Origin of the sequence: Streptomyces murinus, from assembly GCF_002154555.1 — a bacterium.
Lineage (GTDB): Bacteria > Actinomycetota > Actinomycetes > Streptomycetales > Streptomycetaceae > Streptomyces > Streptomyces murinus.
In genome coordinates this window covers 378-15372 of sequence record NZ_MUNF01000583.1, presented here as the reverse complement: position 1 = coordinate 15372, position 14995 = coordinate 378, and the positions used below count along the sequence as shown (strand labels likewise).

The window sequence follows — 14995 nt, the reverse complement described above, 5'->3', positions numbered from 1 at the left end:
GACCTCGGCCCCGAGGTCGACTTCGTCGTGCGGGGAATCGAGGAGGAACCCGGGAACGCGGCGCCCTAACGGAGGGCGGGCAGGACCACGATCACCCGGACCCGGACCCGGACCCGGACCCAGAGCCGGACTGCCCGCTCCCGAGCGCCCCGACCGCCGCCCGCGCCACCTTGATGGCGCCCTTGTTGATCTCGTCCGTCCCCGGCGCCTTCTTGGTGTCGAAGTCGCTGCCGCTGTACGTCACCACCACCAGCGCGTTGGAGACGCGCACCATCACCACGCCCTCGCGGGTCTGCTGCTTGTCCTCGGTGGACAGGTTGACCACGGAGTACGCGCCGTCCCCGAGCCCCGGCACGGTCCCGCCGCCGCTCTTCCGGCTCACCTGCTGCTGGAACTCCTGCTTGGCCTCGTCCGCGGAGCCGCTGATCTCGTAGGAGATGTCGAGCCAGTGGTACGCGTAGCCGTGCAGGGCGTTCCACGAGCAGGTGCGGCGCAGCTTCGGGTCGGTCGAGGGGATCTCCTTGCCGGCCGGTTTCGCCCCGGGCACCAGGTCGCCGACGGTCGAGGCGGACACGGCGGAGCAGGGCGAGGAGGCGGTGGAGTACGTCTTCGCCGCGGCCGAGGCGGAGGGCGCGGCGGAGGACGACGACCGGTCGGGTGTGCTCGCCCCGGACCGGTGCCCGGTGGCCGCCTGGGGCGCGGCGGGGCCGGTGGACAGCGCCCACCCGGCGCAGGCGAGGACCGCGACCGGGGTCAGTCGGGCGGTGAGGGCGAGCGGCAGAGGCAGAGAACGCACGGCGCACATCTCGTGGGAGGGGGGACGGGGACGACAGTGTCACACGACTGCCTGTGCGGTGGAAGCGTGAACTCGCTGGGTGTCCGGGCGGTCACGGACTCACCCTCGGGACGTACCGCTCCGCCCCTTTTGCGCCTCCAGCCAGCGGCGGGCGCCGACCTCGCTCGGGTACTGGCGCACCGTGAGGTGGGCCAGGAACCAGCCGACGCACCAGGCCGCCACCATCGGCATGACCGGAGCGAGCACGAGCAAGAGGCCGCGCCCGGCCGCGACCAGTCCCGGGGTACGCCGGTTGTGGTCGCGCCGCGCGGAGGTGCTGTCCAGCGGGCCGGGCGGATCGAGCAGGCCCGCCCGGTGGTCCCGGCGCTGCTTCAGCCATCCCCAGACCACGGCCACACACGAGCCGGCGATCTGAACCCGGTCCGCCGCCGTCCGCGCGGCCGGCGACCACTCGCCGGTGAACCCGTCGTAGAGACTCAGCGAGAAGAACACCAGGAGAGCCGACACGACGAGGAGACCGAAGGCGATCCATGCGCGGCGCAGCCAATAGCGGGCGCCGTGCTCGTACCAGGTGGTGCCGAGCTGAGGCAGGGACGGAATCTCGGCTCGGCCTCCCGCCGGACGCGTCTCAGAAGATGCTTTTGACGCCATGCCAGATGTCCTTCCCCATACGTCCGACATCCTTCCCGGTGTCACTGAGCACGTGCCCGGTGCCCACCGCGACGCCGCCGATCACCCCGTGATCGTGGATGTCCTCGCTCCAGTGCTCGTGCAGGGAGTGGTCGATGACCCCGGTCGCGAGAACGGCCGCTCCCACACCCACCGCCGCCACGGCCACGGCGGGCGCCTCGGCCGGCAGCAGAGCGCCCGCCACGACGCCGCCGACGACCAGACCACCGACGTTGGCTCCCTCGTCGGTGGCGATGGACCGCTGCCAGGACCACCCCTTGTCGTGGTCGTCCTTGGCCTCCAGCAGCCCGCAGGTACCGGCCGCGGCGATGTCCAGCACGGGAAGTTCCTTGAGCACGTCCGGAACTGCCTCAAGTCCCTTGCCGAGGCGCAGCGCCTCCGCGGCGTCGACGAGCTTGACGTTCAGGGCGCGGTCGTACGGCAACTTGGTGCTGCCGTGCTCGGCGCGGGCGATGTCGTCCTCCAGCGCGTCGACCTTGGTGACCGCGTCGCGGTAGGCGCTCTTCTCAGGCAGGTCCTTGGGCAGTGCCTTGCCCGCCTTCTGGTACGCCTTGCGCTCGGCGCGCAGCTCCTTCTTGGCGTCCTGTGCCGCCTGCTTGGCGTCGTCGAGTTTCTCCCGCGCCTTCTTGCCACCGGCCCGCGCGTCCTCGGCGTCGTACGCGTACAGCCCGCGCAGCGCGTCGTAGAGGGTGACCTTGTCCCCGGGGGACACGGAGTCGTCCTTCTTGGTCACCTGGTCGTACAGCGCCTGCAACTGCTGCGCCGCCACCAGCCGCGCGTGCTGCGCCGTGTGCAGGATGCCGTTGCGCACCTTCGCGTACTCGTTCATCGCGGAGATGGTCTTCTGGTCGTCCGCGCTCGGAGGATTCGCCGTCATGATCGGCACCGGGGCGCCCTTGGGGTCCGTCGCCACACCCTTGCGGGCCGCGACGTGCTCGGCGTTCTGCAGGGACGTCTCGCACGTGGTGAGGTCGTCGGCGAGCGTTCCGATGATCTCACCGGCCGCGTGGACCAGTTCGGCGAACCCGGCCGCCGTGACCGCGTCCTCGCTCCACATGGAACGGAATGCCTCGGCCGCCTCGCCCTTCCAGCTCGCGTCGCTCGCCAGCTTGTCGACGGCCTTGCTCAGAGGCTTGACCACGCCCTCCAGCTTTTCCTTGGCGTTCTTGTACGTGGTGGCCATGGTGTGGAGGCCGCCGATGTCGCCGCCCACCCAGCTGTCGCCCATCAGCTCCAGTCCTCCGGGGTGAGGTCGTCGAAGAGACCGTGGATGTCGATGTCGTGGCGGTGGAAGGAGTCCCGTGCGTAGGCGGCCTTGTCGCTGTGGTCGTCCATGCGGTCGGCGAGCCCGGTGTGCAGGGCGATGATGAGGTCGGCGACCTCCTTGATCGCGGAGTCCAGCGCCGGGTCGCCGCCGCTGACGATGGCCGGGGACACGTCCGGGGCGAGCTTGCGGTAGTCGCCGGCCTGGTCGTGGAAGGTCTTCGCGAGTGTGCTGAGGTCGTCGTAGATGACCTTGAAGTCGGCCGTCACCGGCGTACCTCCTGTGCGTAGGCGGCCAGGTCCTCCGGCCGCCAGTTGGGTTCTCCGGGCGCGAGTCGCGGGTCCAGCAGGACCGTCACATCCCGGTCGGCCACGCCCTCGGCCAGCGGGCCGAGCGAGGTGGCCGCCCAGGGCTGTGCCTCGCCGAGCGCCTCGACCAGTTTCTCCAGCGTGGTGAAGGCGAGAGCCGCCATGCCGTGCGCGGGATGCTCGAAGAGCTCGAAGACGACGAAGGGGACACGCGCCGGGCGGCCGTCCGAGCCTGTGGCCGCGACGGACCTCGGATGCGCCGGCACGAACACCGGCGTGTGGTAGGCGGGTACTCCCGGCCTGGGCGCGGGCCGGCCGTCCGAGGCCGCGCGCGGTGCGGGCGCCGACTCCGCCAGGTCCGACAACGCCGAACGCCGCGGTCGCGCCCCCTCTTCCGGAAGCTCTCCGCCCGGCGGTCCGGGCTCCGCCTCCACGAAATCGAGCAGGCGTGAACGTATCGGCGCCGTCACCGCCGTCACCTCTTCCCCGTGGTCGTGCGTGGCCGATTCAGGCCCGACCACGGTAGCCAGCGGACGGCGGGGCAAATCCGGCTATGTCGGGGCCGGTGACCTGGACATGCACGGAACCCATACAGCGGCTTGATCGGGGCATGGGCATGCCTTGACCCGCACCTGAATCGTGCCGCTGCGTGAGGGAGCGGTCACGGCACCCGGGCGGTCCACTCCCCGGTGGTGAACTTCGTCCGCGCCAGTTCCCTGGCCCGCGCCAGCTCCTCGTCGGTCACCTTGCCCGGCGCGAGGCCGTAGCGCGCGCGGAAGGAGTCGATCATGCGGTCGATGACGGCCTCACGGGCAAGACCGGTCTGCCGGCGCAGCGGATCCACCCGCTTCTTCGCGCTCCGCGTCCCCTTGTCCGACAGCTTCTCCCGGCCGATGCGCAGCACTTCGGTCATCTTGTCGGCGTCGATGTCGTACGACATGGTCACGTGATGCAGCACGGCGCCCGGACCGCCGCCGGGTCCCACGACCCGCTTCTGCGCGGCGCCCGCGATCTTGCCCTGCTCGGTGGCGATGTCGTTCAGCGGCTGGTACCAGGCCCGGATGCCCATGTCGGCGAGCGCGGCCAGCACCCAGTCGTCCAGATAGGCGTAGCTGTCCTGGAAGGACAGGCCGTGCACCAGGGACTCGGGCACCGACAGGGAGTACGTGATGGTGTTGCCGGGCTCCACGAACATCGCGCCGCCGCCGGAGATCCGCCGCACCACCTCGATGCCGTGGCGGGCGGCGCCCTCCGGATCCACCTCGTTGCGCAGCGACTGGAAGCTGCCGATGATCACCGCGGGGGAGCCCCACTCCCACACCCGCAGCGTCGGCGGACGCCGGCCCGCGGCCACCCCGGCGGTCAGCACCTCGTCCAGGGCCATGTGCAGCGCCGGGGACTGGGGGCCCTCATGGATCAACTGCCAGTCGTAGTCGGTCCAGTCGGTGGCGTGCGCCAGCGCGCGGCGCACCGCGATCGCGATGCCCTCCGCCGTCAGCCCGTACATCACCGTGCCCGCGGGCAGCGCCGCCTCGATCCGCGCGGCGAGCCCGGCCGCGTCGGTACCCGCGGGGGCGCCCTCCAGCGCGCCGTTCACCGCGTCCAGCGCTTCGTCCGGCTCCAGGAAGAAGTCCCCCGCCACCCGGACGTCGCGCAGCACGCCGCCGTCCGTCTCCACATCCACGACGACCAGCTTGCCGCCGGGCACCTTGTACTCTCCGTGCACCGCCTGGGCCCTCCGTTTCCCTCAGCGTGATCAACGCACCGCCGCCCCGGGGTGTTCCCCGCGGGCCGCTGCGCCCAGGCTCCGTCAAAACGACGTCAAGGTCCTCGGGCGCGCCGCCAAGGAAGCGCTAACGGCCGCACCGCCCGCCACGCCCGGCCGCTTCCTTGGGAGAAGGAACCCTCCCGTGCGGGGAGCCGGATCAGTGAGCGGAGCGCGTCGGCGGCGATGAGTGACGTACGGCCCGGACGACTGAAGGTCTACCTCGGCGCGGCCCCCGGGGTCGGCAAGACCTACCGGATGCTCGACGAGGGGCGGCGGCGCGCCGCCCGCGGCGCGGACGTGGTGGTCGGCTTCGCCGAGTGCCACGGCAGGCCGCGCACCGAGGCGATGCTCGACGGCCTGGCGCGCGTGCCCCGCGCCGCCTGCTCCTACCGGGGCGGCCGGTTCGAGGAGATGGACCTGGACGCGGTCCTGGCGCGGCGCCCGCAGGTGGCGATCGTGGACGAGTGCGCGCACAGCAACGTCCCCGGCGAGGGCCGCAACGCCAAGCGCTGGCAGGACATCGAGATGCTGCTCGCCGCCGGCATCGACGTCGTCACCGCGCTCAACATCCAGCATCTGGAGTCCCTCAACGACGTGGTCGAGAAGATCACCGGAGTGCCGCAGCACGAGACCGTCCCCGACGAGGTGGTGCGCCGCGCCTGGCAGATCGAGCTGGTCGACATGCCGCCCGAGGGGCTGCGCCGCAGGATGGCGCACGGCAACATCTACCCGCCCGAGGCCATCGACGCGGCGCTCGCCAACTACTTCCGGCCCGGCAATCTGACGGCGCTGCGCCAACTGGCGCTGCTGTGGGTGGCCGACCGGGTGGACGAGGCGCTCCAGGAGTACCGCTCCCGGCACGGCATCGGCCGGATCTGGGAGACCAGGGAGCGGGTCGTCGTCGCGCTGACCGGCGGCCCCGAGGGCGACACCCTGGTACGGCGGGCCGCCCGCATCGCCGACCGGTCCGCGGGCGGCGACCTGCTCGCCGTGCACGTGGCCCGCAGCGACGGACTCGCCGCCGGTGTCTCGCACGCCTCGCTGGCCCGGCAGCGGCGGCTGGTGGAGGACCTGGGCGGCAGCTACCACTCGGTCGTCGGCGACGATGTGGCCGCCACCCTGGTGGAGTTCGCCCGCGCCGAGAACGCCACCCAGCTGGTCCTCGGCACCAGCAGACGGGGCCGGCTCGCCCGCTTCCTCACCGGGCCCGGCACCGGAGAGACCGTCACCGCGCTGTCCGGCGACATCGATGTGCACCGCGTCACCCATGAGCGGGCCGGGCGCGGCACCCTGCTGCCGTCCCGGCGGCGCACCCTGTCCCCGGTCCGGCTGATCGCGGGACCGGTGGCCGGGCTGGTGCTGCCGGTGCTGCTCACCGCAGTCCTCGCCCAGCTGCGCGGCACCCTCAACCTCACCAGCGAGGCCCTGCTGTTCCTGCTCACGGTGGTGGGCGTGGCCTGCATAGGCGGGGTCGCCTCGGCGGTGATCGCGTCGATGACGGCGTCCCTGCTGCTCAACTACTGGTTCATCCCGCCCGTCGGCGCGTTCACGCTCGCCGAGCCCAACGCCCTCGTGGCGCTCGCCGTGTTCGTGGTCGTCGCGGCCGTGGTGGCCGCCGTCGTGGACCGCTCCCTGCGTCTGTCCCGGCGGTCGGCGCGGGCGACGGCCGAGGCGGAGACCATGTCCTCGCTGGCGGGCAGCATCGTGCGCGGCGAGGCGACCATCCCGGCGCTCCTGGAGCGCACCCGGGAGACGTTCGGCATGGACTCCGCTGACCTCCTGGACGAGCCGCCGGACACGCCCGGGGTGACCGCCGTACCGGCGGGACCCGGCGCCTTCCTCGCCCTGCGCGGCCGTACCCTCTCCTCCTCCGAACGGCGGGTGCTCGCCGCGTTCGCCGCGCACGTCGGCTCGGCCGTGGAGCGCGCCCGGCTGGCCGAGGCGGCGGCCGAGGTGGAGCCGGTGCGGGCCGCGGACCGGCTGCGCACCGCGCTGCTGCGGGCCGTCGGCCACGATCTGCGCACCCCGCTGGCCGCGGGCTGGGCCGCCGTCACCTCGCTGCGCGGCCGCGACGTCGCCTTCACCGCCGAGGACCGCGAGGAACTCCTCGCCACCGCCGACGAGTCCATGGCCAAGCTCAACCGCCTGGTGGAGAACCTGCTCGACCTCAGCCGCCTGGAGGCCGGGGCGCTCACCCTGAACCTGCGGGAGACCTCCCTCGAGGAGGTGCTGCCGATCGTCCTGGCGGACGAACCGGGCGCCGAGGCGGCGGATCTGGAGGGGATCCCGCCGGTGCTGGCCGACCCGCCGCTGCTGGAACGGGTGCTGGCCAACCTGGTCGGCAACGCCGCGCGGCACTCGCCCGCCGGGAAGAAGGCGCTGATCACGGCGAGCGCCCTGGCCGGACGGGTGGAACTGCGGGTGGTCGACCGGGGTCCCGGCCTCCCGCCGACGGCCGCGAGCGCCTCTTCGAGCCCTTCCAGCGCCTCGGCGACACCGACAACACCACCGGCCTCGGCCTCGGCCTCGCCCTGGCCCGCGGTCTGACGGAGGCGATGAACGGCACGCTGAGCCCGGAGGACACGCCCGGCGGGGGGCTCACGATGGTCGTCTCGCTGCCGGTCGGGGGCCGCGCCGGGAACACCGGACACGTCCACGGCACGGCCCGGCCCCGGCAAGGAAGTCGCACACCACCACGGTGACGGACGCGGCCCACCTGGCGCGCATCCACCGTACGGCCGACCTCGTCCGGTCCGTCCACTCGGCGGACACCGTCGTCGGCCACGTCCGCACCGAGCTGACCGAACTGCTCGGGCTGCGCGCCTGCCGCTTCGAGTACGGCACACCCGGAACCCGGAACCCGGACACCGACGACCGGACGGGCGCGGCGCCGGACACCTCGGGACCGGTACGCGGCTGGTGGGGGCGTGGCCGCGCCGATCCGTCAACGTCCCGTCAAAGCAGGCACGTCGAGCGCGAAGAAGGCGACAGGAGAGGTCGGCGGGGGCGGGGGAGCGGGCAGACGCTGGGTGCCCTCGCGCGCCCCCGTCCCGGCGCGCGGCCGAACCGATGAGGAGCACGCGCCCATGTCCGTCCTGACCACCGAGCCGGATGCCGTCCCCGGCGGCGAGGAACCGCCCGATACCGGCGAGCGGCACCGGCTGACCGCCGTCACGGGCCTCGCGGCACTGTCGCTGGACGCGATGGCGTCGGTGGCGTACGGCCCCGAGGCGATCGTCCTGGTGCTGGCCGGGGCCGGCGCGCGCGGCCTCGGCTTCACGCTGCCGGTGACGCTCGCCATCGCCGCCCTGCTGGCGGTGCTGGTCGCCTCCTACCGGCAGGTCATCGCCGCCTTCCCGGACGGCGGCGGCGCCTACGCCGTCGCCCGGGCACACCTCGGCGCCCGCACCGGCCTGGTGGCCGCCGCCTCCCTGGTCCTGGACTACGTCCTCAATGTCGCCGTCGCCGTCACCGCGGGCGTCGCCGCCCTGACGTCCGCCTTCCCGGGCCTGTACGGCGACCGGCTCTGGCTCTGCCTCGCGGTGCTCGCCCTGATCACGGGCGTCAACCTGCGCGGCATCGTGGAGTCGGCGCGCGCGTTCATCGTGCCGACCGCCGTGTTCGTCGGCGCGATCTTCGTACTGATCGCCGTCGGACTGTTCCGTGACCACCCGGTGAGCACGGCGAGCGCGGCCGGACACGCCTCGGTCGTCGCGGACAACGCCACGACCGTGGGCACCCTGCTCCTGCTGAAGGCCTTCGCCTCCGGCTGCGCCGCGCTGACCGGCGTGGAGGCCATCGCCAACGCCGTGCCCTCCTTCCGGGTGCCCCGCACCCGCCGCGCCCAGCGGGCGGAGATCGCCCTCGGCGCCGTACTCGCTCTGATGCTGATCGGCCTGTCGGTGCTGATCGGCCGCTTCCACCTCCAGCCGGTCGCGGGCGTCACCGTCCTCGCCCAGCTGGCGGACGCCGCCCTCGGCCACAACGCGGCGTTCTACGTCATCCAGTTCGCCACGATGATCCTGCTGGCCCTCTCCGCCAACACCTCCTTCGGCGGACTGCCCGTCCTGCTGAAGCTGCTCGCCCGCGACGACCACGCGCCGCACGTCTTCGCCCTGAAGGCCGACCGCCAGGTGCACCGGCACGGCGTCCTGGCGCTCGCCGTGGTCTCGGCGGCGCTGCTGGTGTTCTCCGGCGGCGACACCAACACCCTGGTCCCGATGTTCGCCATCGGCGTCTTCGTCGGCTTCACCATCGCCCAGGTCGGCATGGTCCGGCACTGGCGCGCGCAGCGGGGCCGCGGATGGCGCGGCAAGGCGCTGCTGAACGGCGGCGGCGCGCTGCTCACCGGCGTGGCCGCGGTCGTCGTCACCGCGAGCAAGTTCACCGAGGGCGCCTGGCTGATCGTGCTCGCGCTGCCCGCGCTGGTCGCCGCCTTCGAGGCCGTGCACCGCGCCTACGGCCGGATCGACGCGCGCCTCGGGCTCGGCCTGCTCCCGCGGGCCCCGCACCGCGAGCGCTCCCTGGTCATCGTGCCCGTCTCCGCGCTGTCCCGGCTCACCTCGGAGGCGCTGACCGCGGCGGCCTCCCTCGGCGACGAGGTCCGGGCGGTCAGCGTGTGCGCCCCCGACCCCGAGGACCGGGTGCGAGACCGTGCCTTCGCACGCTCCTGGCGGGACTGGGACCCGGGCGTCGAGCTGGTGCGTCTGACCCCCGAGCGGCACGGCCTGGGCCGCCCGATCGCCGCGTACGTCCGTGCCGTGGCCGCCGCCGAGCCCGGCACCCGGGTGACCGTACTGATCCCCGAGGCGGAACCGGAGCGGCTGTGGCAGCGGCTGTTGCAGAACCAGCGGGGGGCGGTCGTGGCGCACGCGGTACGGCGGGAGACGGACGCGGTGATCTGCCGGCTGCGCTTCCGGCTGTGAACCGGCCAACGTGCGCCAAGGGCCTACTGACCAGTACGGATCACGCCCCGTAAGAGACCCGTCAAAGGCGAAGGGGCCGCCGTAAGAGGGCCGTCAACGACGACCAGAACCGGCCAGGGAGGCGTTTTCCTCTAACCGTCCGCTTTCTTTCGCACCTCATTCCAGGAGTTCACGATGGCCGATCTGGCCTTCGTCGTCACCACGATCGTGTCGTTCGCGCTGGTGGCTCTCGTCGCCAAGGGGGTGACGAAGCTGTGACCGCCGAGAACATCGTCGGCCTGATCGTGGCCGTCGCCCTGCTGGGCTATCTCGTCCTCGCCCTGATCTTCCCGGAGAGGTTCTGACGGTGAGCCCCGTACTCGCAGGCTTCCTGCAACTGCTCGCCCTGATCGGCGTGCTCGCGCTCGTGTACATCCCGTTCGGCGGCTACATGGCCCGGGTCTACACCTCCCCCAAGCACCTGCGGGCGGAGAAGTGGATCTACCGGGGCATCGGCGCGAACCCGGACGCCGAGATGACCTGGCCCGCCTATCTGCGCGGGGTCCTCGCCTTCTCGGCCGTGAGCGTCCTCTTCCTCTACCTGCTCCAGCGGTTCCAGGGGATGCTGCCCGGCTCGCTCGGGTTCTCCTCGGTCAGCCCGGCGCAGTCGTTCAACACGGCCGTGTCGTTCGTGACCAACACCAACTGGCAGTCGTACTACGGCGAGCAGACGATGGGGCACGTGGTGCAGACCGCCGGTCTGGCCGTGCAGAACTTCGTCTCCGCCGCGGTCGGCATGGCGGTGGCGGTCGCCCTGGTGCGCGGCTTCGCCCGCTCCCGCACCGGTGAACTCGGCAACTTCTGGGCCGACCTGGTGCGCGGCACCGTGCGGATCCTGCTGCCGGTGGCCGCCGTGGCCGCCGTACTCCTGGTGGCCGCGGGCGCGATCCAGAACTTCTCCGGCATCCACGAGGTCGGCCAGTTCATGGGCGGCTCCCAGCAGTGGAACGGCGGAGCGGTCGCCTCCCAGGAGGCCATCAAGGAACTGGGCACCAACGGCGGCGGCTACTTCAACGCCAACTCCTCGCACCCCTTCGAGAACCCCACCGCCCTCACCAACCTCCTGGAGATCTTCCTGATCCTGGTCATCCCGTTCTGCCTGACCCGCACCTTCGGTGTGCTGGTCGGATCGGTGAAGCAGGGTTACGCGATCCTCGCCACGATGGCCACCATCTGGGTGGGCTTCACCCTGCTGATGATGGCGGCGGAGTTCTCCCACCACGGCCCGGCGCTCCAGGCGGCGGGCGGCGCGATGGAGGGCAAGGAGACCCGCTTCGGCGTCGGCGGCTCCGCCATCTTCTCGGTGGCGACGACGCTCACCTCCACCGGCGCGGTGGACTCCTTCCACTCCTCCTTCACCGGCCTCGGCGGCGGCATCACCATGCTCGGCATGATGCTGGGCGAGATCGCGCCCGGCGGCGTCGGCTCCGGCCTGTACGGCATGTTGATCATGGCCGTGATCGCGGTGTTCATCGCCGGTCTGATGGTCGGGCGGACCCCCGAGTACCTGGGCAAGAAGATCGGCGGCCGCGAGATGAAGCTCGCCGCCTGCTACATCCTTGTCACCCCGACGCTGGTCCTCGTCCTCACCGCCGCCTCGATGGCGCTGCCGACCCCGCCGCACTCCATGCTCAACCCGGGCGCGCACGGGTTCTCCGAGGTGCTGTACGCCTTCACCTCCGCGTCGAACAACAACGGCTCGGCCTTCGCCGGTCTGAACGCCAACACCGACTGGTTCAACACCATGACCGGGCTCGCGATGCTGTTCGGCCGGTTCCTGCCGATGGTGTTCGTGCTCGCGCTCGCCGGCTCCCTCGCCGGGCAGCGGCCGGTACCGGCCACCACCGGCACCCTGCGCACCGACAAGCCGCTGTTCACCGGCCTGCTGGTCGGCGCGATCCTGATCGTCACCGGTCTCACCTACTTCCCGGCGCTCGCGCTGGGCCCGCTCGCCGAAGGGCTGGCGTGATGACGACCCGAACGGAATCCCACGAGGACGCGATGTCCACTCCCACCCTTGCGCCCCACCAGGACGCGCCCACCGGGCACAAGACCGACGAGAGCCGTGTCGGAGCGGGCCTCTTCGACCCCAAGCAGCTCCTGAAGTCCCTGCCCGAGGCGATGCGCAAGCTCGACCCCCGGGTGATGGTGAAGTCGCCCGTGATGTTCGTGGTGTGGGTCGGCTCGATCCTCACCACCGCGTTCTCCTTCAAGGACCCCGGCGACTGGTTCGGCTGGACCATCAGCGCCTGGCTGTGGCTGACGGTGATCTTCGCCAATCTGGCGGAGGCCGTCGCCGAGGGCCGCGGCAAGGCCCAGGCCGACACCCTGCGCAAGGCCAAGACCGACACCGTCGCCCGCCGGCTGGTGGACGGTGCCGAGGAGCAGGTCCCCGGCACCGCGCTGACCATCGGCGACCTGGTGGTGTGCGAGGCCGGCGACATCATCCCCGGTGACGGCGATGTCGTCGAGGGCGTCGCCTCGGTGGACGAGTCGGCGATCACCGGCGAGTCCGCCCCGGTCATCCGCGAGTCCGGCGGCGACCGCAGCGCCGTCACCGGCGGCACCAAGGTGCTGTCCGACCGCATCGTCATCCAGATCACCACGAAGCCCGGCGAGACCTTCATCGACCGCATGATCGGCCTGGTCGAGGGCGCGGCCCGGCAGAAGACCCCCAACGAGATCGCGCTCAACATCCTGCTGGCCTCGCTGACCGTCGTCTTCCTGCTGGCCTGCGCCACCCTGCCGCCGTTCGCCGACTACGCGGGCACCCACCTGACCATGGTGGTGCTGGTGGCCCTGCTGGTCTGCCTGATCCCGACCACCATCGGCGCGCTGCTGTCCGCGATCGGCATCGCCGGCATGGACCGGCTCGTGCAGCGCAATGTGCTCGCCATGTCGGGCCGTGCCGTCGAGGCCGCCGGTGACGTCTCCACCCTGCTGCTGGACAAGACCGGCACCATCACCCTCGGCAACCGCCAGGCCGCCGAGTTCGTGCCGGTGCGCGGGACGACCGAGGCCGAGGTCGCGGACGCGGCCCAGCTGTCCTCGCTGGCGGACGAGACCCCCGAGGGCCGTTCCGTCGTCGTCCTCGCCAAGGAGCGCTACGGGCTGCGCGAACGCCACCAGGGCGAGCTGGAGCACGCCGAGTGGATCGCGTTCACCGCGCAGAGCCGGATGTCCGGCGTGGACATGGACGGCCGCCGGATCCGCAAGGGCGCCACCGCCTCCGTCATCACCTGGGTGCGTGAACAGGGCGGCGAAGTCGGGGCGGACGCACAGGAGTTGACCGACAAGATAGCCGCGGCCGGCGGCACCCCGCTGCTCGTCGCCGTGCACGACGGGCGCGGCGCCCGCGTCCTCGGTGTCATCCACCTCAAGGACGTGGTCAAGGAGGGCATGCGCGAGCGGTTCGAGGAACTGCGCCGCATGGGCATCAAGACCGTGATGATCACCGGCGACAACCCGCTGACCGCGAAGGCGATCGCCCAGGAGGCGGGCGTCGACGACTTCCTCGCCGAGGCCACCCCCGAGGACAAGATGGCCCTCATCAAGCGGGAGCAGGCCGGCGGCAAGCTGGTCGCGATGACCGGTGACGGCACCAACGACGCGCCCGCGCTCGCCCAGGCCGACGTCGGCGTCGCGATGAACACCGGCACGTCGGCCGCCAAGGAGGCCGGCAACATGGTCGACCTCGACTCCAACCCGACCAAGCTGATCGAGATCGTCGAGATCGGCAAGCAACTCCTCATCACCCGGGGCGCGTTGACCACGTTCTCCATCGCCAACGACGTGGCGAAGTACTTCGCGATCATCCCGGCGCTGTTCGCGGCCGTCTACCCGGGCCTGGACAAGCTGAACATCATGCGGCTGTCCTCGCCGGACTCCGCGATCCTGTCCGCCGTCATCTTCAACGCGCTGATCATCATCGCGCTGGTGCCGCTGTCCCTGAAGGGCGTGCAGTACCGGCCGATGAGCGCGGACAAGATGCTGCGCCGCAACCTCGGCCTCTACGGCATCGGCGGTCTGATCGCCCCCTTCATCGGGATCAAGCTCATCGACCTGCTCATCTCCCTCATTCCCGGAATCGGCTGATCGCCATGAACAACTCCGTCACGAACACCGCCCGGTTGCTCTGGGCGGGCCTGCGGGCCCTGCTGGTGCTGACCGTGGTGACCGGCGTCCTCTACCCGCTGGCCGTCACCGGTGTCGCCCAGGCGCTGTTCCCCGGCAGGGCGAACGGCTCCGAGATCACCTCGCACGGCAAGGTCGTCGGCTCCTCCCTCATCGGCCAACAGGGCTACACCCTCGCGTACTTCCAGCCCCGGCCCGCCGCCGGCCTCGGCGCCAACTCCGTCAACACCCGCTACAAGCTGATCCTTTCCGGGGCGACCAACCTGGCGGCCGACAACCCCAAGCTGGTCAAGGCCGTCGAGGACGCCCGGGCGAAGGTCGTCAAGGACAACTCCGTGCCCGGCTACACCGTACGGCCCGCCCAGGTCCCGGCCGACGCGGTCACCTCCTCCGGCTCCGGCCTCGACCCGGCCATCTCCCCGGCGTACGCCGAGCTCCAGGTGCACCGGGTCGCCGAGCGCAACGGCCTGTCCGTCGCGCGGGTCGAACGGCTGGTGAAGCAGCACACCCAGGGCCGCGCCCTCGGCTTCGTGGGCGAGCCGCAGGTCAACGTCCTCGAACTCAACATCGCGCTACGGGACCTCACTGCGGCGCGCTGACGTCCCGGCCCCACCCGCCACACGGGAGCCGGCGCCCCGGGAGACATCCCGGCGGCGCCGGCTCCCGCGGCTCTCCCCGAAGCTCCCTCTACGGCTTCCACGACCTCTACGACAGGAGAGTGACCCCCATGACCCGGGTGCTCGTGGTCGAGGACGACCCGCAGCTCGTACGGGCCCTCGTCATCAACCTGCGGGCGCGCCGCTACGGCGTCGACGCCGCCCCCGACGGAGCCACCGCCCTGCGCCTGGCCGCCGCGCGCAGACCCGACGTGGTCCTGCTGGACCTCGGGCTGCCCGACATGGACGGCGTCGACGTCATCAGGACGCTGCGCGGCTGGACCCGGGCGCCGGTCATCGTGCTGTCCGCCCGGCAGGCGTCCGGCGAGAAGGTCGCGGCGCTCGACGCGGGCGCGGACGACTACGTCACCAAGCCGTTCAGCATGGACGAACTGCTGGCCCGGCTGCGCGCCGC

Annotated in this window: 12 protein-coding genes and 2 pseudogenes (1 of these 14 running past the window's edge); 8 read left to right on the top strand and 6 right to left on the bottom strand. The window is 71.9% G+C overall.

Translation table 11 applies throughout. The annotated features are described in order from the left end of the window. Positions 1–91: 91 nt before the first annotated feature. From CCN72_RS30290 to lplAB, 6 genes are all read right to left on the bottom strand, one after another. Positions 92–796 carry a hypothetical protein gene (locus CCN72_RS30290; RefSeq protein WP_086811219.1) on the bottom strand — a complete coding sequence of 235 codons (705 nt, stop codon included), beginning with the start codon at positions 794–796 and terminating at the stop codon, positions 92–94. A 99-nt stretch (positions 797–895) separates the two neighbouring features. Further along, positions 896–1447: a hypothetical protein gene (locus CCN72_RS30285; protein WP_086811211.1), complete on the bottom strand. Its 552-nt coding sequence runs from the start codon at positions 1445–1447 to the stop codon at positions 896–898. Next, positions 1425–2714 (bottom strand): WXG100 family type VII secretion target, encoded by a 1290-nt coding sequence (locus tag CCN72_RS30280; protein ID WP_086811209.1) that lies wholly within the window; start codon positions 2712–2714, stop codon positions 1425–1427. The genes CCN72_RS30285 and CCN72_RS30280 overlap by 23 nt, the downstream gene beginning before the upstream one ends. Beyond that, complete coding sequence (locus CCN72_RS30275; protein WP_085567375.1) at positions 2714–3019, bottom strand: DUF6317 family protein; 306 nt, start codon at positions 3017–3019, stop codon at positions 2714–2716. The genes CCN72_RS30280 and CCN72_RS30275 overlap by 1 nt, the downstream gene beginning before the upstream one ends. Next, entirely contained in the window at positions 3016–3528 is a 513-nt protein-coding gene (locus CCN72_RS40910; protein WP_244174557.1) for an SAV_915 family protein, read from the bottom strand. The genes CCN72_RS30275 and CCN72_RS40910 overlap by 4 nt, the downstream gene beginning before the upstream one ends. Before the next feature lie 191 nt (positions 3529–3719). Next, the gene (lplAB, locus tag CCN72_RS30265; protein WP_086811208.1) at positions 3720–4784 is read right to left on the bottom strand and encodes a lipoate-protein ligase LplAB; all 1065 of its coding nucleotides are present in this window, start codon (positions 4782–4784) and stop codon (positions 3720–3722) included. Between the two features lie 225 nt (positions 4785–5009). Here lplAB and CCN72_RS30260 point away from each other — a divergent pair. The 8 genes and pseudogenes from CCN72_RS30260 to CCN72_RS30225 all read left to right on the top strand — a co-directional run. Continuing rightward, a pseudogene (locus CCN72_RS30260) lies at positions 5010–7528 on the top strand (sensor histidine kinase). After that, positions 7525–7899, top strand: a complete 375-nt coding sequence (locus CCN72_RS30255; RefSeq protein WP_086811206.1) for a hypothetical protein — start codon at positions 7525–7527, stop codon at positions 7897–7899. The pseudogene CCN72_RS30260 and the gene CCN72_RS30255 overlap by 4 nt, the downstream one beginning before the upstream one ends. A 13-nt stretch (positions 7900–7912) precedes the next feature. After that, a complete protein-coding gene (locus CCN72_RS30250) occupies positions 7913–9751 on the top strand; it encodes an APC family permease (protein ID WP_086811215.1) in 1839 nt (612 codons plus the stop codon). 254 nt (positions 9752–10005) lie between these two features. After that, entirely contained in the window at positions 10006–10095 is a 90-nt protein-coding gene (gene kdpF / locus CCN72_RS30245; protein WP_037659531.1) for a K(+)-transporting ATPase subunit F, read from the top strand. Positions 10096–10097: 2 nt separating this feature from the next. Continuing rightward, complete coding sequence (kdpA, locus tag CCN72_RS30240) at positions 10098–11759, top strand: potassium-transporting ATPase subunit KdpA (protein WP_086811205.1); 1662 nt, start codon at positions 10098–10100, stop codon at positions 11757–11759. Next, entirely contained in the window at positions 11759–13885 is a 2127-nt protein-coding gene (gene kdpB / locus CCN72_RS30235) for a potassium-transporting ATPase subunit KdpB (protein WP_208638143.1), read from the top strand. The genes kdpA and kdpB overlap by 1 nt, the downstream gene beginning before the upstream one ends. 5 nt (positions 13886–13890) lie before the next feature. After that, positions 13891–14523, top strand: a complete 633-nt coding sequence (locus CCN72_RS30230; RefSeq protein WP_086811203.1) for a potassium-transporting ATPase subunit C — start codon at positions 13891–13893, stop codon at positions 14521–14523. 128 nt (positions 14524–14651) lie between these two features. Further along, a pseudogene (locus CCN72_RS30225) lies at positions 14652–14995 on the top strand (response regulator) (it continues 221 nt past the right edge of the window).